The organism is Streptomyces sp. DG1A-41 (assembly GCF_037055355.1).
Taxonomy (GTDB): Bacteria; Actinomycetota; Actinomycetes; order Streptomycetales; family Streptomycetaceae; genus Streptomyces.
In genome coordinates, this window is the sequence record NZ_CP146350.1 from 6,019,830 (window position 1) to 6,038,626 (window position 18,797).

The 18,797-nt window shown below is 71.8% G+C and carries 19 protein-coding genes and 1 pseudogene; 12 read left to right on the forward strand and 8 right to left on the reverse strand.

The annotated features are described in order from the left end of the window. Nucleotides 1-129 precede the first annotated feature (129 nt). Both V8690_RS28155 and V8690_RS28160 read right to left on the reverse strand, forming a co-directional pair. Nucleotides 130-980: pseudogene (locus V8690_RS28155) on the reverse strand (transglutaminase-like domain-containing protein). A 30-nt stretch (nt 981-1,010) separates the two neighbouring features. After that, nucleotides 1,011-2,027: a GNAT family N-acetyltransferase gene (locus V8690_RS28160; RefSeq protein WP_338782870.1), complete on the reverse strand. Its 1,017-nt coding sequence runs from the start codon at nt 2,025-2,027 to the stop codon at nt 1,011-1,013. Nucleotides 2,028-2,167: 140 nt separating this feature from the next. Here V8690_RS28160 and fdxA point away from each other — a divergent pair, with 140 nt between their 5' ends. Together fdxA and V8690_RS28170 are read left to right on the forward strand one after the other, a co-directional pair. After that, entirely contained in the window at nt 2,168-2,485 is a 318-nt protein-coding gene (fdxA, locus tag V8690_RS28165) for a ferredoxin (RefSeq protein WP_010047804.1), read from the forward strand. Nucleotides 2,486-2,614: 129 nt separating this feature from the next. Continuing rightward, entirely contained in the window at nt 2,615-3,706 is a 1,092-nt protein-coding gene (locus tag V8690_RS28170; RefSeq protein ID WP_338782871.1) for a bifunctional succinyldiaminopimelate transaminase/glutamate-prephenate aminotransferase, read from the forward strand. Between the two features lie 211 nt (nt 3,707-3,917). Here the strand turns inward: V8690_RS28170 and V8690_RS28175 are convergent, their stop codons facing one another. Further along, nucleotides 3,918-4,364, reverse strand: a complete 447-nt coding sequence (locus tag V8690_RS28175) for an ATP-binding protein (protein ID WP_338782872.1) — start codon at nt 4,362-4,364, stop codon at nt 3,918-3,920. 346 nt (nt 4,365-4,710) lie between these two features. Continuing rightward, entirely contained in the window at nt 4,711-5,694 is a 984-nt protein-coding gene (locus V8690_RS28180) for a heavy metal transporter (RefSeq protein WP_338782873.1), read from the reverse strand. Nucleotides 5,695-5,777: 83 nt separating this feature from the next. Between V8690_RS28180 and dapE the strand changes: the two genes are divergently transcribed. Both dapE and V8690_RS28190 read left to right on the forward strand, forming a co-directional pair. After that, nucleotides 5,778-6,857: a succinyl-diaminopimelate desuccinylase gene (gene dapE, locus V8690_RS28185; protein WP_338782874.1), complete on the forward strand. Its 1,080-nt coding sequence runs from the start codon at nt 5,778-5,780 to the stop codon at nt 6,855-6,857. A gap of 118 nt (nt 6,858-6,975) precedes the next feature. Then, nucleotides 6,976-7,734 (forward strand): TIGR00730 family Rossman fold protein, encoded by a 759-nt coding sequence (locus V8690_RS28190; protein ID WP_338782875.1) that lies wholly within the window; start codon nt 6,976-6,978, stop codon nt 7,732-7,734. A gap of 88 nt (nt 7,735-7,822) precedes the next feature. Here V8690_RS28190 and folP read toward each other — a convergent pair whose 3' ends face one another. Continuing rightward, entirely contained in the window at nt 7,823-8,683 is an 861-nt protein-coding gene (gene folP / locus V8690_RS28195; RefSeq protein ID WP_338782876.1) for a dihydropteroate synthase, read from the reverse strand. Between the two features lie 141 nt (nt 8,684-8,824). Between folP and V8690_RS28200 the strand changes: the two genes are divergently transcribed. After that, entirely contained in the window at nt 8,825-9,220 is a 396-nt protein-coding gene (locus V8690_RS28200; RefSeq protein WP_338785485.1) for a DivIVA domain-containing protein, read from the forward strand. Continuing rightward, nucleotides 9,217-9,801 carry a DNA-3-methyladenine glycosylase I gene (locus V8690_RS28205; protein ID WP_338782877.1) on the forward strand — a complete coding sequence of 195 codons (585 nt, stop codon included), beginning with the start codon at nt 9,217-9,219 and terminating at the stop codon, nt 9,799-9,801. Before V8690_RS28200 ends, V8690_RS28205 begins: the two co-directional genes overlap by 4 nt. A gap of 15 nt (nt 9,802-9,816) precedes the next feature. Here the strand turns inward: V8690_RS28205 and V8690_RS28210 are convergent, their stop codons facing one another. Continuing rightward, a complete protein-coding gene (locus V8690_RS28210) occupies nt 9,817-10,620 on the reverse strand; it encodes an enoyl-CoA hydratase-related protein (RefSeq protein ID WP_338782878.1) in 804 nt (267 codons plus the stop codon). Between the two features lie 385 nt (nt 10,621-11,005). Between V8690_RS28210 and V8690_RS28215 the strand changes: the two genes are divergently transcribed. Next, nucleotides 11,006-11,173: a DUF3117 domain-containing protein gene (locus V8690_RS28215; protein ID WP_003966491.1), complete on the forward strand. Its 168-nt coding sequence runs from the start codon at nt 11,006-11,008 to the stop codon at nt 11,171-11,173. Between the two features lie 118 nt (nt 11,174-11,291). Here V8690_RS28215 and V8690_RS28220 read toward each other — a convergent pair whose 3' ends face one another. After that, nucleotides 11,292-11,948, reverse strand: a complete 657-nt coding sequence (locus tag V8690_RS28220) for an O-methyltransferase (RefSeq protein ID WP_338785486.1) — start codon at nt 11,946-11,948, stop codon at nt 11,292-11,294. Between the two features lie 205 nt (nt 11,949-12,153). Between V8690_RS28220 and sigE the strand changes: the two genes are divergently transcribed. From sigE to V8690_RS28245, 5 genes are all read left to right on the forward strand, one after another. After that, on the forward strand, nt 12,154-12,924 hold the full coding sequence (gene sigE / locus V8690_RS28225; RefSeq protein WP_338782879.1) for an RNA polymerase sigma factor SigE: 771 nt from the start codon (nt 12,154-12,156) through the stop codon (nt 12,922-12,924). A 71-nt stretch (nt 12,925-12,995) separates the two neighbouring features. Further along, nucleotides 12,996-13,970 carry a zf-HC2 domain-containing protein gene (locus tag V8690_RS28230; RefSeq protein ID WP_338782880.1) on the forward strand — a complete coding sequence of 325 codons (975 nt, stop codon included), beginning with the start codon at nt 12,996-12,998 and terminating at the stop codon, nt 13,968-13,970. A 132-nt stretch (nt 13,971-14,102) separates the two neighbouring features. Next, on the forward strand, nt 14,103-15,950 hold the full coding sequence (locus V8690_RS28235) for a trypsin-like peptidase domain-containing protein (RefSeq protein WP_338782882.1): 1,848 nt from the start codon (nt 14,103-14,105) through the stop codon (nt 15,948-15,950). Between the two features lie 214 nt (nt 15,951-16,164). After that, a complete protein-coding gene (locus tag V8690_RS28240; protein WP_338782883.1) occupies nt 16,165-16,605 on the forward strand; it encodes a sec-independent translocase in 441 nt (146 codons plus the stop codon). 222 nt (nt 16,606-16,827) lie between these two features. Beyond that, nucleotides 16,828-17,499: a hypothetical protein gene (locus tag V8690_RS28245; protein ID WP_338782884.1), complete on the forward strand. Its 672-nt coding sequence runs from the start codon at nt 16,828-16,830 to the stop codon at nt 17,497-17,499. Between the two features lie 158 nt (nt 17,500-17,657). On the opposite strand, the gene V8690_RS28250 is transcribed toward V8690_RS28245, so the two are convergent. After that, on the reverse strand, nt 17,658-18,791 hold the full coding sequence (locus tag V8690_RS28250) for an Mrp/NBP35 family ATP-binding protein (protein ID WP_338782885.1): 1,134 nt from the start codon (nt 18,789-18,791) through the stop codon (nt 17,658-17,660). Between the last annotated feature and the right edge of the window lie 6 nt (nt 18,792-18,797).

Here is an 18,797-nt window from a genome sequence, read left to right on the forward strand (position 1 = left end):
CGATTCAAGCGCACTGCCGACTTCCTCGGCACAGCCATCCAGAAGCCGGCGGTGAGAAACCGCGCGGAGGCGGTCCGAGCAGCACGGGAAAGGGCTGGTCGTGAGCGAGGCCCCGATGGCGAGCAGGCGTCAGTTGAGCATCGCCCGGGCCGCGTGAGCCTCCCCCGCATCCGCTCGGCAGCCCCCTCATCCACCGCCCGCACCACTTCCGCGTAGGCCTCCAGCTCCAGGGCCCCACCCAGAAAATCCCCTCGCCCCACCAGCAGCTGCGCCCGCTCGTACCGCAACCGAGCCGGATGCGAAGGCAACAGCAACGACAACTCGACCGCCCACAACGCCACATCCGACCGCTCCGGCCGAGCCGCCGCCCACGCCCGTACGTTGTTCAGGATCCGCAACACCACATCCAGCGGATCGGCCGGCCGCAACATCGACGGATCGAGCCGCGTTCCCGTCGCCCCGGCGACCAGCAGCTCGGCGTCCGCCCCCGTCAGCACCCGCCCCCCGTCGAACGGATCGGCGAGCACCTGCCCCTCGTCAGACCCGAACCCGACCACGAAATGCCCCGGCAGGGCCACCCCGTACACCGGCGCCCCGGCCCGCCGAGCCACCTCCATCCACACCACGGACAGCAGGATCGGCAGCCCACGGCGCCGCACCAGCACCTCGTGCAGCAGGGAGGACTCCAGGCGCTGGTAGTCGGCCGGGGTGCCGTGAAACCCCAGCCGGTCCCCGAGCAGCTCCCGCGAGGCGGCCGCCCATGCCGGCGGACCCCCGGGCCGGTACGGCAGCAGCCCTGCCAGCCGGTCCAGCTCGACCTGCGCGGCGTCCATGCCCGCCTCGTCCAGCCCTCCGTCCGCCTCCGCGCCCACCAGCAGGCACAGCGTCGACAGATCGGGCCGCTCGGAACGGGCCTCTTCGGCGAACCGCCGCCGCAGCTCGGCGGAACGCTCCGGGGACGGGGGATACGGGGAACGCATAGCTGGCTCGTGCCCTCTCACGACGATCGGTTACCGGCCGAAGGCGCGGTCATCCGGCTCCCGGTAGTGGTGGTAGGCGTGGTGCACGGCGAAACCCATCCCGGCGTACAACGCCCGCGCTCCTTCATTCTCGGCCTCGACCTGGAGCCACGCGGCCGAGGCGCCCTCGTCGAGGGCCTGCCGGGCCAGCGCCGCCATCACGGCCGTGCCCAGCCCCTGCCGCCGCAGATCCGGATCGACCTCGACGGCGGCGAACCCGGCCCACCGCCCGTCGACGACACACCGTCCGATGGCGGCCGGAGCCGCTTCCTCCGCCGAACCTGCCACGGTCGCGAACCACACGGATGGCCCGCTCCCCAGCACCCGCAACGCGACCTCGCTCACGCCCTTGCGCTGGTACCGCGCCAGCCACGCCTCGTCGGCCTCCCGGGACAGCACGACCCCCGACGGCTCGGCGAGGTCGGCGACCGGCGCCAGCGGCCCGACCCACAGCTCGGCGGTCACCTCCCGCACCCAGCCCCGCTCCTCCAGCTCCGCGCACAGCAGCTCCTGCGTGCCCTCGGCACCGGTCGCGGTCTGGACGTAGGCGGGCAGGCCGCGCTCGCCGTACCACCGCCGAACGGCGTCAAGGGCCTCGCCCAGGGAGACGCGCGGGTCGCCGAGCGGCAGCACCGAATTCGCCCGCCGCGTGAACCCGGACGCGGCCCGCAGCTCCCAGTCTCCGAGCCGCTCGCTCTCCACGGGCCGCCAGGCGCGCGCGGCGACCCGGGCCAGCTCCTCGTAGGAGGCGGCCGGGCCGCGGCGACGCGCCGGCGCGGAGGGTACGACCTTGCCCGCGACCAGGGCGGATTCCGCGATGCGGACGCTCTCGCCATCCTTCCGTGTGATCAGCAACACACCTTTGTCCCATGATGTGAGAACACCGACCGTGTCGGTGAACTTCTCACCTGAAGCCGCGTGTTCGATCATGCTCCGCACGGAGACCCGTTTGCCCACGTCAGAAGCGGTGATACGGACCTCGAGTCGCCCGGCGGCAGAGATTTCCACAGGTCGGTTCACCCCTCCTGTACGGATCATGCCCAGGAACGGAGATACTAGGGGCGGGCATCGACGACGCCGCGCTCCCGCGCGCCAGGCGGCGGAGCCTGAGGAGGCCCGCCAGCGCCCTATCGAGGAGGAACGACAGCGTGACCTACGTCATCGCGCAGCCTTGTGTCGACGTCAAGGACAAGGCGTGCATCGAGGAGTGCCCGGTCGACTGCATCTACGAGGGCTCCCGGTCCTTGTACATCCACCCGGACGAATGCGTCGACTGTGGTGCCTGTGAGCCGGTCTGCCCGGTCGAGGCGATCTTCTACGAGGACGACACTCCGGAGGAGTGGAAGGACTACTACAAGGCGAACGTCGAGTTCTTCGACGAGCTCGGCTCGCCCGGCGGTGCCAGCAAGCTGGGGCTGATCGAGCGCGACCACCCCTTCATCGCCGCGCTGCCGCCGCAGGCCTAGTCACCGCAAGCGGCCCGCACATCCGTGCCGCCTCGGTCCCGTACGGCCCGACCACGCCCTGGTCGCCGTACGGGGCCGAGGCGTTTGCCGCGCGACGGCTCGTACGCACCAGAAAGTGAGCCAGAAACCGTGTCCGCAGTCTCCGACCGTCTCCCCACTTTCCCCTGGGACAAGCTGACGCCGTACAAGGCCACGGCCGCCGCCCATCCGGACGGCATCGTGGACCTCTCGGTCGGTACCCCGGTCGACCCGGTCCCCGAGCTGATCCAGAAGGCGCTGGTCGCCGCGGCCGACTCCCCGGGCTACCCGACCGTCTGGGGCACGCCCGAGCTGCGCGACGCGATCACCGGCTGGGTCGAGCGCCGCCTCGGCGCCCGGGACGTCACCCACCGCCACGTCCTGCCGATCGTCGGCTCCAAGGAGCTCGTCGCCTGGCTCCCGACCCAGCTGGGCCTCGGCCCCGGCGACCGGGTGGCCTACCCGCGCCTGGCCTACCCGACGTACGAGGTGGGCGCCCGTCTGGCCCGCGCCGAGTACCAGGTCTACGACGACCCGACGGAGCTGGACCCCGAGGGCCTGAAGCTCCTGTGGCTGAACTCCCCGTCCAACCCGACGGGCAAGGTCCTGCCGAAGGCGGAGCTCACCCGGATCGTCGCCTGGGCCCGCGAGCACGGCGTCCTGCTCTTCTCCGACGAGTGCTACCTGGAGCTGGGCTGGGAGACCGACCCGGTCTCGGTGCTGCACCCGGACGTCAACGGCGGCTCGTACGAGGGCATCGTCGCCGTCCACAGCCTCTCCAAGCGCTCGAACCTGGCCGGCTACCGGGCGGCGTTCCTGGCCGGCGACCCCGCGGTCCTGGCTCCCCTCCTGGAGATCCGCAAGCACGGCGGCATGATGACGTCGGCACCGACCCAGGCAGCGGTGATCGCGGCCCTCGGCGACGACGACCACGTCCGCGTCCAACGCGAGCGCTACGCCGCCCGCCGCACGCTCCTGCGCGAGGCCCTCCTCGCCCACGGCTTCCGCATCGACCACAGCGAGGCCAGCCTCTACCTGTGGGCCACCAGGGGCGAATCCTGCTGGGACACGGTGTCCCACCTGGCCGAACGAGGCATCCTGGTGGCCCCCGGCGACTTCTACGGCCCGGCAGGCGCCGAGTACGTCCGAGTGGCCCTGACGGCGACGGACGAGCGGGTCGCGGCGGCGGTAGAGCGTCTGTAACCTTCTGCGGCAGGCCTGGCTGTGGGCAGTCGTTCCGCTGGGGCGATGGGGGTCCCCCTGCTCGAGCGAAGCCGAGAGCTTGGGGGAGGGTGGGCACAGCCCACAGTGCCGAGCACCGGCCAAGGCACCCCGGCTGCACCGACCCGGACAGAAACAAACCGACGGGGTCCAGGGAAACTCCCTGGACCCCGTCGGCGGCTAAGACCCGGCGTCAGCCAACCGGCAGACCCTTGGCGGGCAGCGAGTCGGCCGACGGCGCCCCGCCCTTCGGCAGAGAGTCCGTCGGCAGACCACCCTGCGCGGAACCGGCCGCGTCACCGACGAGCTGCCCGGCCGAGCCCGCCGTGTCACCGGCGGCCTTCTGCGCGACCGGCGTGGTCTTCTTGACCGCCTTGCCGCTGGTCTTGCCCGCGGCCGGCACCGCCTTCTTGACGGTCTTGCTGCCGGTGTCACCCGCGGACTTGGTGACGTTCTGCGCCGCGCCGTCGACGGTGTTGCCGGCGTTCGCCCCGTCCAGGGCGGTCAGCCCGCCGAGGTTCGGGGTGGCCGGCAGCTCGGGGGCCGCGCTGGCGGAGCCGGCCGCACCGACCCCGGCAGCCGCTCCCGCAGCGACGATCAACGCGGCACGGGCGATCCGGCGGGTCAGGGGGAGGGACATGGTGCTCCTTCGACGGGAGAGAACGGTGAGGTTGTGAAGTGTCCGGCCGGGTCCGGGAGTTGATCGACTGGCTGTTGATCTCCCCGGCTCGGACGCAGTGACTACCGCTCGAAGCCCGCGAAGGTTGCGGCGCCGCAACGTAAAGAGTTGGTAATGCGTCGCATTATCGCCTGCGGATAAAAACGGGCAAAGAGGCTCCCACCGGAAAGCCCGCCGAATCCTTCCAGCCCTTTGTTTCCAAGGGTTCTCACGGTTTCCGGGTCGAGGACGGCAAAACCTGCGCACCCCGTTGCCGCCGCGCCGTCCGGGTAACCCCCAGGAGTGAAGCCCCGCACCCCTGCGCGATCTAGCGCATGGTCACGATACGGACGGCGTCCGCGTTCCGCTCCGCCCCCGCGGTGCCCTTCGTCCCGGCGTCCCGCCACTCGCTGGCGGTGTTCCCGGCGACCCACTCCCGCCCCGCGTACGTGACGCGCGCGATATGCAGCTCGGAGGCGTTGGCCACGGCCCAGTGCGCCAGCTGCCAGCCGCGCTGCTCCACGCTCCGCCCGGCGGCGGAACCCGTGTCGGCGGCCACCGGCAGTGTCACGGTCCGCCCGCCGGACCCGCCCGTACCGCTCGGGGACGGAGTCGGAGAGGCCGCCGACGAGCTGCCCACCTCCGCACCGGCCGGCGCCAGCACATCGCGCCCGAAGTCCCGCACGAGCGCGGCACGCACCCCGTCCGGGCCCGTCGCCCGGGTCGCGGCCGGGCGGCCCTCGCAGGTCAGGGTGGCCGCGGAGTGCCCGGTGAGGGCCGCGGCGAGCAGCGCGGCGTCCGGCTCGTGCTTGGCGTAGGCCTGCGGGAAGCCGCTGCGCTGCACCCGCTGCGCGGCGACCGTGAGCGGCAGCCGTGTGTAGCCGGGCACCTTGACCAGGTGGTCGTAGAACTCGCCGGCCGAGTACGCCGGGTCCATGATCTCCTTCGGCGTGCCCCAGCCCTGTGAGGGCCGCTGCTGGAACAGGCCGAGCGAGTCACGGTCGCCATGGTTGATGTTGCGCAGGCTCGACTCCTGGAGCGCGGTCGCCAGGGCGATGGTCACGGCCCGCTCCGGCAGGCCGCGCCCGTCGCCCACGGCGGCGATCGTCGCCGCGTTCACCGCCTGCTCGGGTGTGAACTCGTACGACGCCCCGTCGCCCTTGCCGGAGACGACTTTGCAGCCCGGTCCGCCGGTGCCTCCGGTGACGTACTGCACCACGAGGTAACCGGCGAGCGCGAGCAGGATCACGAACGCGGATCCGCATCGGAAGACGCGGCCGCGACGCTTGGGAGAAGAGGACGGCTCTGGCACGCCGTACAAGGTACTGGAGAGTACGGAGTGCTTGAGCCGGGTGTGGACAGTGTGCACAGCCCTGGCGCGTTAGGGTCGACGGCATGGCCGACACCTCCCTTGACCTCACGCTGGACGCCGCGGAGCTCACCGCCCGGCTCGTCGACTTCCGCTCCGAGAGCGGCACCGAGAAGCCGCTGGCGGACGCGATCGAGACCGCGCTGCGCGCGCTGCCGCACCTGATGGTCGAGCGGTTCGGCAACAACGTCGTGGCGCGGACGGACCTGGGCCGTCCGGAGCGGGTCATCCTGGCCGGTCACATCGACACCGTCCCGATCGCGGACAACGTCCCCTCCCGGCTCGACGAGGACGGCGTCCTGTGGGGCTGCGGCACGTGCGACATGAAGTCGGGCGTCGCGGTGCAGCTGCGCATCGCGGCCACCGTCCCGGCCCCCAACCGCGACCTGACCTTCGTCTTCTACGACAACGAGGAGGTCGCCGCGGAGCTGAACGGCCTCAAGCACGTCTCCGAGGCGCACCCCGAGTGGCTCCAGGGCGATTTCGCGGTCCTCCTGGAACCGTCGGACGGCCAGGTCGAGGGCGGCTGCCAGGGCACGCTGCGAGTGCTGCTGAAGACCAAGGGCGAGCGGGCCCACTCGGCACGCGGGTGGATGGGCTCCAACGCGATCCACGCGGCCGCCCCGATCCTCACCCGGCTGGCCTCCTACCAGCCGCGCTGGCCGGTGATCGACGGCCTGGAGTACCGTGAGGGCCTGAACGCGGTGGGCGTCACCGGGGGAGTCGCCGGCAACGTGATCCCCGACGAGTGCGTCGTCACCGTCAACTTCCGCTACGCGCCCGACCGCACGCCCGAGGAGGCCGTGGCCCATGTCCGCGAGGTCTTCGCGGACTGCGGCGTGGACGAGTTCGAGGTGGTCGACCACAGCTCGGCCGCGATGCCGGGCCTGTCCCACCCGGCGGCGAAGGCCTTCATCGAGGCGGTGGGAGGCACCCCGATGCCGAAGTACGGCTGGACGGACGTCTCCCGCTTCTCGGCCCTGGGTGTCCCCGCGGTCAACTACGGCCCGGGCAACCCCCACTTGGCGCACAAGCGGGACGAGCGCGTGGAGATCGCGAAGATCCTCGCGGGCGAGGAGCGCCTGCGGACCTGGCTGACGGCCTGACCGGCCGGGACGCCGTTGTGTTTACGGCGCTCCATCGCGGACATGCTCACGTCCCTCGTTCGTAACCCGCGTAGATCTACGCTGAGGCGGAACGACAGGCACGACGGAGGGAGCGCACATGGCGACCGGCAACCCCGAGGGGAAGAAGCAGCCGCCGGAGGAACAGCGCCTGGGCCCGGTCCTCCGGCGGCGGGGGCAGGTACAGGCGAGCACGACCGACCAGCGGCTGCTGGACGCGGGCGGACCCTCCGACTGGGTCCACACCGACCCCTGGCGCGTGCTGCGCATCCAGTCGGAGTTCATCGAGGGCTTCGGCACGCTCGCCGAGCTCCCGCCCGCCATCAGCGTGTTCGGCTCGGCCCGGACACCGGTGGACTCACTCGAGTACGACGCGGGCGTCCGGCTGGGCCGGGGCCTGGTGGACGCGGGCTTCGCGGTCATCACGGGCGGCGGCCCGGGCGCGATGGAGGCGGCCAACAAGGGCGCCTTGGAGGCCAAGGGCATCTCGGTCGGCCTCGGCATCGAGCTGCCGTTCGAGCAGGGCCTCAACCCGTACGTCGACATCGGCCTCAACTTCCGCTACTTCTTCGTCCGGAAGATGATGTTCGTCAAGTACGCCCAGGGCTTCGTCGTCCTGCCCGGTGGCCTCGGCACCCTCGACGAACTCTTCGAGGCCCTCACCCTCGTCCAGACCCAGAAGGTCACCCGCTTCCCCATCGTCCTCTTCGGCAGCGACTACTGGGGCGGCCTGGTCGACTGGCTCCGCCACACGGTCATCGCCCAGGGCAAGGCCGCGGAGAAGGACCTCCTCCTGTTCCACGTCACGGACGACGTGGACGAGGCGGTGGCACTGGTGTCGAAGGAAGCGGGCCGGTAGAGGCGAGCCGGGCTTCCCGGCCGACCGCTTCGGGCGGCGGATGGGCATAGGTCCGGGGGCCAGGGGGCGGAGCCCCCCGGTACCCCGGCTAGGCCAACCCGCGCCGGGCAACGGCAGGAGCGCGATGCCCCGCAATCGCCCCCACCATCTCCAACACCTGCCGCGTCTCCGCGACCTCATGGACCCGGTACACCCGCGCCCCCAGCCACGCGGACACCGCAGTCGTGGCCAACGTCCCCACCACCCGCTCCTTCACGGGCCGATCCAACGTCTCCCCGACGAAGTCCTTGTTGGACAAAGACACCAGCACCGGCCACCCCGTGGCGACCATCTCCCCCAGCCGCCGGGTCGCCTCCAGACTGTGCCGCGTGTTCTTCCCGAAGTCGTGCCCGGGGTCGATCATGATCGACTCCCTCCGTACGCCCAGTTCCACCGCCCGCTCGGCCAGCCCGACCGTCACGTCCAGGATGTCGGCCATGACGTCGTCGTACTCCACCCGATGCGGCCGAGTCCGCGGCTGCGCACCGCCCGCGTGCGTACACACCAACCCCACCCCGTACCGCGCGGCGACCTCGGCCAGCCCCGGATCCACCCCGCCCCACGCATCGTTCAGCAGGTCCGCCCCGGCCTCGCACACGGCCGCCCCGACCTCGGCCCGCCAGGTGTCCACGCTGATGACCACGTCCGGGAACCGCTGCCGCACCTCCGCCACGAAGCCGACCGTCCGCCGGGCCTCCTCCTCGGCCGTGACCTCCTCGCCCGGCCCCGCCTTGACCCCGCCGATGTCGATGATCGCGGCTCCCTCGGCCACCGCCTGCTCCACGCGCGCGAGGGCCGGCTCGTCGCGGAAGGTCGCGCCCCGGTCGTAGAAGGAGTCCGGGGTCCGGTTCACGATCGCCATGATCACCGGCTCGTGCGGCCCGAATTCCCGCCTGCCCAGCCTGAGCATCCGCTGTGACCTTTCCTGGAACGTCCCCGTCTTCCGCCGCCTGCGACCCTAACTGTCGGACTCGCATGGCACGATCGGAGCCTGACACCATCCGTGTCCGAAGACACCGACAGATCCGACCGTGGGGGCTCCGCGATGGTTATGTTCCTGTTCCTGGTCGTCGCGCTAGCCGTCGTGGTCGCCGCGGTGACCCTCGCCGTGGTGGGCGGCGGCGAGAACGGCCCGCTGCCCGAGGCGGCCCCCGAGCGGCTGCGGGACCCGCTGCCCCCGGACCGCCCGGTCAACCGCGCCGACGTGGAGGGCCTCCGCTTCCCGCTCGCCGCCCGCGGCTACCGCATGGCGGACGTGGACGACGCCCTCAGCCGCCTGGGCGCCGAGCTCGCCGAGCGTGACGCCCGCATCGCCGACCTGGAATCGGCCCTGGCGGGAGCCCGAACGGCCGCCGGCCACGGCCCGGTGTCCGGGGAGAACCACACCTCCGCGGAGAACCACGTGTCCATGGACAAGCCCGGCCCGCGCCAGGAGGACCGGCCATGAGCGACGGCGCCGCCCTCGCCGGCCCGGACGGCGCGCTGCGCTGTCCCTGGGCCCTGTCCGCCCCGGAGTACGTGACGTATCACGACGAGGAGTGGGGCCGTCCGGTCCACGGCGACGACGCGCTCTTCGAGCGTCTCAGCCTGGAGGCCTTCCAGTCCGGCCTGTCCTGGATCACGATCCTGCGCCGCCGCCCCGGCTTCCGCGCCGCCTTCGCCGACTTCAAGATCGCCTCCGTGGCCGCCTTCACCGACGAGGACCGTGAGCGCCTTCTGGCCGACGCCGGCATCATCCGCAACCGCGCCAAGATCGACGCCACGCTCGCCAACGCGCGCGTGCTGGCCGGGTGGGCCCCGGGCGAACTGGACGAGCTGATCTGGTCGCACGCCCCCGAGCCGGGCACCCGCCCGGTCCCGAAGGCGCTCTCCGACGTCCCTGCCGTCACACCCGAGTCGACGGCCCTGTCCAAGGCGCTGAAGAAGCGGGGCCTGCGCTTCGTCGGCCCGACGACGGCGTATGCGCTGATGCAGGCCTGCGGACTGGTCGACGACCACCTCCAGGCCTGCTTCGCGCGTCGCGCATGACCCCGTCGCAGCAGGTCAGCGGCCCAGATACCGGGGCTTCTCCTTGTTGACGAAGGCCTGCACGGCGATCGCGTGGTCCTCGGAGGAGCCCGCCCGGGTCTGGAGCTCGTCCTCCTTCTCCAGGGTCTCCTCCAGGGAGTGCGTCAGCCCGTAGGCCATCGACTCCTTCAGCGCCGCGTACGCCACCGTCGGACCCTCGGCCAGCGCCCGCGCCACCTTCTCGGCCTCCGCGCGCAGCTCGCCGGGCGGCACCAGCCGGTTGGCGATGCCGAGCTCGTACGCTTCCTGCGCGCTGATGCTCCTCGGGAAGAGCAGCAGGTCAGCAGCCCGCCCGGGGCCGATCACCCGCGGCAGCGTCCAGGAGATCCCCGAGTCGGCGGTCAGCGCCACCCCGGCGAACGAGGTGTTGAACGCGGCCGTGTCCGCCACGATCCGGTAGTCCGCGGCGAGCGCGAAGCCGAAGCCCGCCCCGGCCGCCACCCCGTTCACGGCGGCGACGACCGGCTTCGCGGCCCCGGCCAGCGTCCGCACGATCGGGTTGTAGTGCTCCCGCACCGTGCTCATGGTCTGCCGCGAACCGGTCTCCCGGTCCTCGACCAGCAGCCCGATGTGCTCCTTGAGGTCCTGGCCGACGCAGAACGCCCGGTCACCGGCGGCGGTCAGCAGCACCGCCCGTACGGCGGTGTCGTCCGCCGCGGACCGGACCGCCTCCCGCAGGGCGACCTTGGCCGCCACGTTCAGCGCGTTCATCGCCTCCGGGCGGTTCAGCGTGATCGTCGCGAGTCCGTCGCTCACCTCGTAGAGCACCGTGTCGGCCATGGCGTATCCCCTCCGTGTCGCTGCTCGGGGACCTACCGGCCGGTACGTCCCGGGTCTGAGCACAGCATGACGGAGATCGTCGACGGGCGATCGGACCGGAGGTGTGACCTGCGTCAAAGAATTCTCGTCCGGATCCGTTCGGCGGAAGTGTGTGCGAGGGCGCAGTATCGCAGTCACATCGCCGAATTGAGTGGTTTTGCTCGCGTGCGTTGCCCAAGCGATGCCGACTGATGTTGGTCATCGGGTCCTGAGATGCGGGATAATGGCGTGGAAGCAATGTGTTCGATGCCGGTGTCGCGTGTCCTGCCTCAAGGACCGCACTGTGCCCTTCTTCAGGGGTCCGTCGGCCTTGACGATGAGCTGGGTTTCAGGAAGGGGAACGAGCATGGCGGCCATGAAGCCGCGGACGGGTGATGGCCCGCTCGAGGTGACCAAGGAGGGGCGGGGCATCGTCATGCGCGTTCCGCTCGAAGGCGGCGGTCGGCTCGTCGTCGAGCTGACCCCGGACGAGGCCGACGCCCTGGGCGATGCCCTCAAGAAGGTCGTCGGCTGACGCGCGAGCGACCGTACCCTTTCAGCTGCCCCGGCATCACATGAGGTGCCGGGGCGGCTGTTTTCTCACCGATGACTTTCGCCTGCCCGCGCTTTCGCTCGGCTAACGTGCGGCCCCCTTACCTTTTCACCGCGCACAGCAGTCCGTCGCCCACCGGCAGCAGCGACGGCACCAGTTCCTGGCTCTCGCGCACCGCGCGCAGCAGTTCCCGCAGCCGCAGCACCTCGGTGGGCTGCGGACCGGAGTCCACCGTCCGGCCGTTCGCGAAGGCGCCCTCGAACGCGACGAGCCCGCCGGGGCGCAGCAGCCGCAACGATTCAGCGAGGTAGTCCATGACCTCCAGGCGATCGCCGTCGCAGAAGACCAGGTCGTAGCCGGCGTCCGCGAGGCGGGGCAGCACGTCCAGGGCGCGGCCCGGGATGAAGCGGGCCCGGTTGCTGGCGAAGCCGGAGGCGCGGAAGGCCTGGCGGGCGAACTGCTGGTGCTCCGGCTCCGGATCCACGGTGGTCAGGACACCGTCGGGACGCATACCGTGCAGGAGGTGGATCCCGGAGACACCGCAGCCGGTCCCGATCTCCGCGACGGCCTTGGCGTCGACGGAGGCGGCCAGCAACCGCAGCGCGGCGCCCGTGCCGGGCGACACCGAGCGCAGACCCGCCTCGCGGGCCCGGTCGCGGGCCCAGCGCAGCGCGTCGTCCTCGGCGACATAGGCGTCGGCGAACGCCCAGCTCGTCTGCCGGTTGCCGGTAATGACCCTCTCCTGTCCCCGTGAAATGCCTGGGCGTGACTGTATCCGTTGGGCCCGGGAACCCGCAGATGGGACCGGTCGTTTAGAGGGGTGAGCGAGTGGCGCGGGCCGTGACGGGGGGCAGGCAGTGGGTCGAGGCACCGAGCAAGTGCCGACGCAGCAGTACGAGGCGTATCAGCACAGATCAAATTCTCGTAAAACCGCTTATCCGGTCCTAACGGGCGAGGTGGCTATGGTAGGGGCTCCACTGGACACCACCAGAGCTGACAGGGGAGGTGCGGCCGCGCCTGTGGATAGGGGAGGAGTGCTCCGGCGCTTCTTCACATCGGCGGGCAGGCCGACATCCGTGAACGACACTGCTGACCACAGCCACGCCGCTGACTTCGCCCAGACCGCGACCTTCACCACCGACGCGGACGGGCAGGCGTGGACTCCGCCCACGTGGGAGGAGATCGTCAGCACCCACAGCGGCCGGGTCTACCGGCTCGCCTACCGCCTGACCGGCAACCAGCACGACGCCGAGGACCTCACGCAGGAGGTCTTCGTCCGTGTCTTCCGCTCCCTGTCGACGTACACGCCGGGCACCTTCGAGGGCTGGCTCCACCGCATCACCACGAACCTGTTCCTGGACATGGTCCGCCGTAAGCAGCGCATCCGCTTCGACGCGCTCGGCGAGGACGCGGCCGAGCGGCTGCCCAGCAAGGAGCCCTCTCCGCAGCAGGTCTTCAACGACGCGCACTTCGACGCGGACGTCCAGCAGGCCCTCGACACCCTCGCCCCCGAGTTCCGCGCCGCGGTCGTCCTGTGCGACATCGAAGGACTGTCGTACGAGGAGATCGCCGCGACTCTCGGCGTCAAGCTCGGCACGGTCCGTTCGCGGATCCACCGTGGCCGCTCCCAGCTGCGCAAGGCCCTCGCGCACCGCTCGCCTCAGGCGCGCGCCGAGCGCCGCTCCTTCGTGCCCCGTGTTCCCGCACTGGGAGGAGGGGGCGCGAGCGCGTGAGCGGATCACGGCCGAAAGCTTCCGAGGGACACCTCGCAGAGCAGCACCTTGGAGACCGACTCTCCGCCCTGGTGGACGGAGAGCTCGGTCATGACGCGCGTGAGCGCGTACTGGCGCATGTGGCCACCTGCCCGAAGTGCAAGGCGGAGGTGGACGCCCAGCGCCGGCTGAAGAACGTCTTCGCGGAGGCGGCCCCGCCGCCCCCCTCAGAGAGCTTCCTGGCCCGCTTGCAGGGACTACCCGCGGGTGGCGGCCCGGACGGTGATGTCGCACCGCCGGGCGGGGGAATGCTGCCCGGCGGACTGTCCGGACGGTTCGGATCGTCCGGGGCCTTCGGAGCCAGGCGCGGCGACCGGTTCGAGTTCGGGTACGTCCCGGCCCGGCCGCACGTGCCCCTGCTGCCGTCCTCCGCGGGGGACCGCAGCCTCCCCTCGGGCGAGCGAGGCCTGTCGTCCGACGACCGGGGCCTTCCCGCGGGCAGCCGGGGCTTCCGTATTCACGACGTCGGTCGGCACGAGCCCGAGAGATCCTCCTCGCGGCTGCGGTTCGCCTTCGCGGCCGCCGGAGCCGTGTCCCTGGCCGCGATCGCGCTGGGCGGCGTCACCACCGGCACCCCGGCCGACACGGAGGCCCGCGGCGGCTTCGGCACCGGGAGCAACGTGACACCGATGCGCACGCAGGGCGCGGGCGCCGCGACACAGCCCGAATCCCAGCGGCGCCGCAATATGGCGCCGTTGCTCGGGCAGGTGCACGGCCAGAGTGTGCTCGGCCGCACTCCGGTCGCCCCGACCGAAATCTCCGCACCCCTGCTGCCGGGGGTGCCGCATTCCGCCGCAGGGCAGCACGCCGTGCACGCGCTGGCCGCCCCGGTGATGGCCGGTGCCGCCGCCATGTCCCCGCTGATACGTCCGATCGAGGCGGCCCCGCCGGCCGCCCTGACCTCGTGGTCCACGGTCCCCGAGATCGCGGCGCCCCTGCTCGCCGTTCCCCTCCCGGACACGACCTCGTCCCCCTCTCCTCCCGCCTCCTCCCGTACGGCCCGCTGACCGGCCGCTGCGCGGCGGCGAGCGAACCTGATTGAATCCGGGGGTGGCGCCCGCGGCCGAGGCGTGGCCGTGGCGCCGATTCGACGAACTGCGGCGACCGCCGTCGAGCCGTGCCGCGGCTGTGGGGAGAGCATGAACGAGGGGAAGCCCACGAAGGCCAAGTGGTGGAGCCGTCCTCGGCCGCAGGGCCTTCCGGGGGGGCCGGAGAGTACGGGGTGGGCCCCGGGGGACGTGGCTGACAGCGACGGCGACTTCGAGCTGGCCCGGCCTGCCGTGCGGCAGGCCGGGGACGGCGGCGACTACGAGTTGAGGCGCCCCGAGGCCGCACCGGCCGACGGCGAGCCCGCCGGGGTGCCCGAGGTGCCTGCCGGGGCTGCCGAGGACGGCGCTCCCGCCGCGTCCGCCGTGCCGGCCCAGGGCGGGCCTGCCGGGAGCGCCGCGGAGACCGGGAACGCGACCTCCGCCGTGCCGGTGGATGGCGCCCCCAGGCCCCTGCACGATCCCGATCCGTACAGCACGCCGCCCTACGGCGAACCCGGCCCCTGGGCGCCCGCGCCGCCGGTGCAGCATCCGGCGGGGACTCCGGCGCACGGCATGGTGACAGCGGACCGGTCGGCCATACCCGGCACGCCCGTTCCGCCGCCTGCCGGGACACCGGCGGCGTCTCCCGGCATCCCCGGACCGGCCGCGCCCGTGCCGCTCCCCAGCGCCCCCGCGCCGGTGCCCCCTGCGGCTGTCCACGCCGACACCCAGCCCCCGGCCCCGGACCCCTGGCAGCGCTACGACCCCTGGGCAGCTCCCGTGGCCCCCGGCGGCCATGGCCCGCTCCAGCAGCACGGCGCCGGGGTGCTCAGCACGGAACAGCGGCGTCGGCGGGGCCGTAAGGCGCTGGCCGGTGCTGCCGTGCTGCTCGCGCTCGTGTCCGGGGGCGTCGGCGGCGCCATAGGGACGTATCTGGAGCGGAACGGCGGCGTCGGGACCGTCGAGCTGCCGCAGGCCGGGAAGGAGCCCGCCGGGCGGGACGCGGACAGTGTGGCCGGGATCGCCGGGCGGGCCCTGCCCAGCGTGGTCACCCTGCACGTGAGCGGCTCCGGCGAACAGGGCACGGGCACCGGCTTCGTGCTCGACACCCAAGGGCACATCCTCACCAACAACCACGTCGTGCAGCCCGCCGGATCCGCCGGCGAGATCACGGTGACCTTCAACGGCGGTGAGACGGCCGAGGCCGAGCTCGTCGGCCGGGACAGCGGCTACGACCTCGCCGTCGTGAAGGTGAAGGGTGTGCGCGGACTCACCCCGCTGCCCCTCGGCAACTCGGACAACGTGCAGGTCGGCGACCCGGTCGTGGCCATCGGCGCGCCCTTCGACCTGGCCGGCACCGTGACCTCCGGCATCATCAGTGCCAAGCAGCGGCCCATCACGGCGGGCGGCGAGAAGGGCGACGGCAGCGACGTGTCGTACGTCGACGCGCTCCAGACCGACGCGCCCATCAACCCGGGCAACTCCGGCGGGCCCCTGCTCGACGCCAAGGCCCGTGTCATCGGCATCAACTCGGCCATCCGGTCGGCGGACAGCGGCTCCGAGCCGGACGGCGGCCAGTCCGGCTCGATAGGCCTCGGCTTCGCCATACCCATCAACCAGGGCAAGCGCATCGCCGAGGAACTGATCAACACCGGGAAGGCGACCCACCCCGTGATCGGCATCACGCTCGACATGGAGTACACGGGCGACGGCGCCCGCGTCGCCGCCCAGGGCCGCGAGGGAGGACCGCCGGTGACCGCGGGCGGCCCGGGCGCCAAGGCCGGGATCAAGGCGGGCGACGTCATCACGGAGGTCGACGGGCAGCGCGTCCACTCCGGCGAGGAGCTGATCGTCAAGACCCGTGCCCACCGTCCCGGCGACCGGCTGGACCTGACCGTGGAGCGCGCCGGCAAGGAGCGGACGGTGTCGCTCGTCCTCGGGTCCTCCGGCGGCAGCTGAGTCGTGATGTCCGGGATCTACAGGCTTGAAGCCGGGATTCACAGGAACGAAGAAGGCAAACATTCGGGAAAGCGCTCCCACTCCCCGCACTCGGAGGTCTCGGGACGGTACCGGTCGGACCGGATCGCCGGGTACCGTGGATCCGGCCCGGACCACGGCAAGACCCGCATGACCACCGAGGGCCGAGGACCGAGGACATCGCAAGGAGCTTCAGGTGTTCAATGACATAGGACCACTCGAGCTGGTGACGATCATCGTCCTTGCCGTGCTCGTCTTCGGTCCGGACAAGCTCCCCAAGGTCATCCAGGACGTGACGCGCACGATCCGGAAGATCCGTGAGTTCTCGGAGAGCGCCAAGCACGACATCCGGGAGGAACTCGGCCCGGAGTTCAAGGACTTCGAGTTCGAGGACCTCAACCCCAAGACGTTCATCCGCAAGCAGCTGGACAACGAGGACCTGGGGCTCAAGGAAATCCGCAACGGCTTCGACCTGAAGAAGGAGATGGCCGAGGTCACCGACGCCGTCCACGGCCGTGACTCCGACACGTCCTCCTCGTCGTCCTCCGGCTCGTCCGGCGGCCGTATCGACATGACGAAGAAGCCCGAGATCCCCGACCGGGACGACCGGCCGCCCTTCGACGCGGACGCCACCTGAGCCGCGCGCCGGGGTGTGCGCCCCGGCGTGCGTGACGCGTTTCATACTCCGGTCGGGCCGTGTACGGCCTGAACCAGGCGCCCGTGCGGCCTACGCGCCGGGCGCTTTCCCTGCTGCTCGCGGCGGTGTGGCTATGCTGCCGAGTTGTTGTGCGGACCGGTCGAGTACGCCCGAAGGGGGGCGGGCCGCCCGGTCCGACTAGAACGAGGAGGGCTCGGGCACATGGAGACGACGAGTGGGTCAGTCGCACAGGCGCCGGCCGCGGAGGGCGGACAACAGGTCCCCTCCGCCCGGCGTACGGTCGACGACTACCTGCGCGCGCCCTTCCCGTGGTACGGCCTCGACGAGGCGTTCACGGGGCCGCGCTGGCTGATGCAGGTCGGTACGACGGCCGACGGGGCCGTGGAACACGGGTCGATCGGGCACGGTGACGAGCCCACGGTGCGCAACGAGTTCGCCGCCGGGGGTGATCAGGAGGCCAAGGAGACGTTCGCGGTCGTGGTGACCGTGGCGGCGAATCCCTCACGGCGCAGCGCGGACGGCACGGGTTTGCTGGAGGCCACGTCGGTGTCCTCGGCGGCGTGGCTCGCGGGTGTGGGGCTGCTGTCCTTCACGTGGCCCGGGCAGATGGACCACTCCCTGCGGGACGACTGGCTGGAGCAGCAGACGGAGACGGCGTGGGTGCTGGCGGACGACCTGGACGGGGCCGACTGGTCGACGCTGTCGTTGCCGGTGGACGGGGTGCCGACGGCGTTCCACTACCGGGAGTCGGAGTTCGGGTGGGTGCTGGCCGGGTCGACCTCGGCGGGTGTTCATGTGGGCGCGTACGGGCGTGGCATGAGTGCGTATGGGCTCGGCTTCGCCGTGGTCAAGGACATCGCCGCGTACGCGTGAGTTGCTGGGGCGCCGGGTTCGGTTCGGCGCCCCTTCGCCGTGGAGGGACAGCATTCGGGTGGCTGCGGGTGCGATGTGGTTGTTCGCGCCCACGCGCGGAGCCGCATATCGACACAGCCCCGCGCCCCTGAGGGCGTTGCCCCCAAGGGCGTTTCGATCTAGAACTTGTTCCTCGGAGTGATCCCGAGGGACAGGCCCGACAGGCCCCGCTGCCGGCCTCCCAGCTTGCCTGCGATCGCGCGCAGCGCCGAGCCCGCCGGGGAGTCCGGGTCCGTCAGGACCACCGGCTTGCCGTCGTCGCCGCCCTCGCGGAGGCGGACGTCGATGGGGATGTTGCCGAGGACCGGGACGTTCGTGCCGGTCGTGCGGGTCAGGCCGTCGGCGACCACCTGGCCGCCGCCCGTGCCGAAGACGTCGACCATCTCGCCACAGTGCGGGCAGGGCAGGCCGGACATGTTCTCGACCACGCCGACGATCTTCTGGTGGGTCTGGACGGCGATGGAGCCGGCGCGCTCGGCAACCTCGGCAGCGGCCTGCTGCGGGGTCGTGACGACCAGGATCTCGGCGTTCGGGACCAGCTGGGCGACGGAGATCGCGATGTCGCCGGTGCCGGGCGGCAGGTCCAGCAGGAGCACGTCCAGGTCGCCCCAGTACACGTCCGCGAGGAACTGCTGGAGGGCGCGGTGGAGCATCGGGCCGCGCCAGACGACCGGGGCGTTGCCCGGGGTGAACATGCCGATGGAGATGACCTTCACGCCGTGCGCCGACGGCGGCATGATCATGTTCTCGACCTGGGTCGGACGGCCGTCGGCACCCAGCATGCGCGGCACGCTGTGGCCGTAGATGTCGGCGTCGACGACACCGACCTTCAGGCCGTCGGCCGCCAGCGCCGCCGCCAGGTTCACCGTCACCGAGGACTTGCCCACGCCGCCCTTGCCGGAGGCGACCGCGTAGACGCGGGTCAGGCTGCCCGGCTTGGCGAAGGGGACCTCGCGCTCGGTCTGGCCGCCGCGCAGGGCGGAGGCCAGCTCGCGGCGCTGCTCGTCGCTCATCACGTCCAGTGTGACGTCGACGCGGGTGACGCCCTCGACCCGGGACACCGCCTCGGTCACGCGCTGCGTGATCGTGTCCCGCATCGGGCAGCCCGAGACCGTCAGGTACACGGTGACCGCGACCGCCCCGTCCGCGCCGATCTCCACGGATTTGACCATCCCGAGTTCGGTGATGGGCTTGTGGATCTCGGGGTCGTTCACCGTCGCCAGTGCCTCGCGCACCGCGTCTTCCGTAGCCATAGGGTC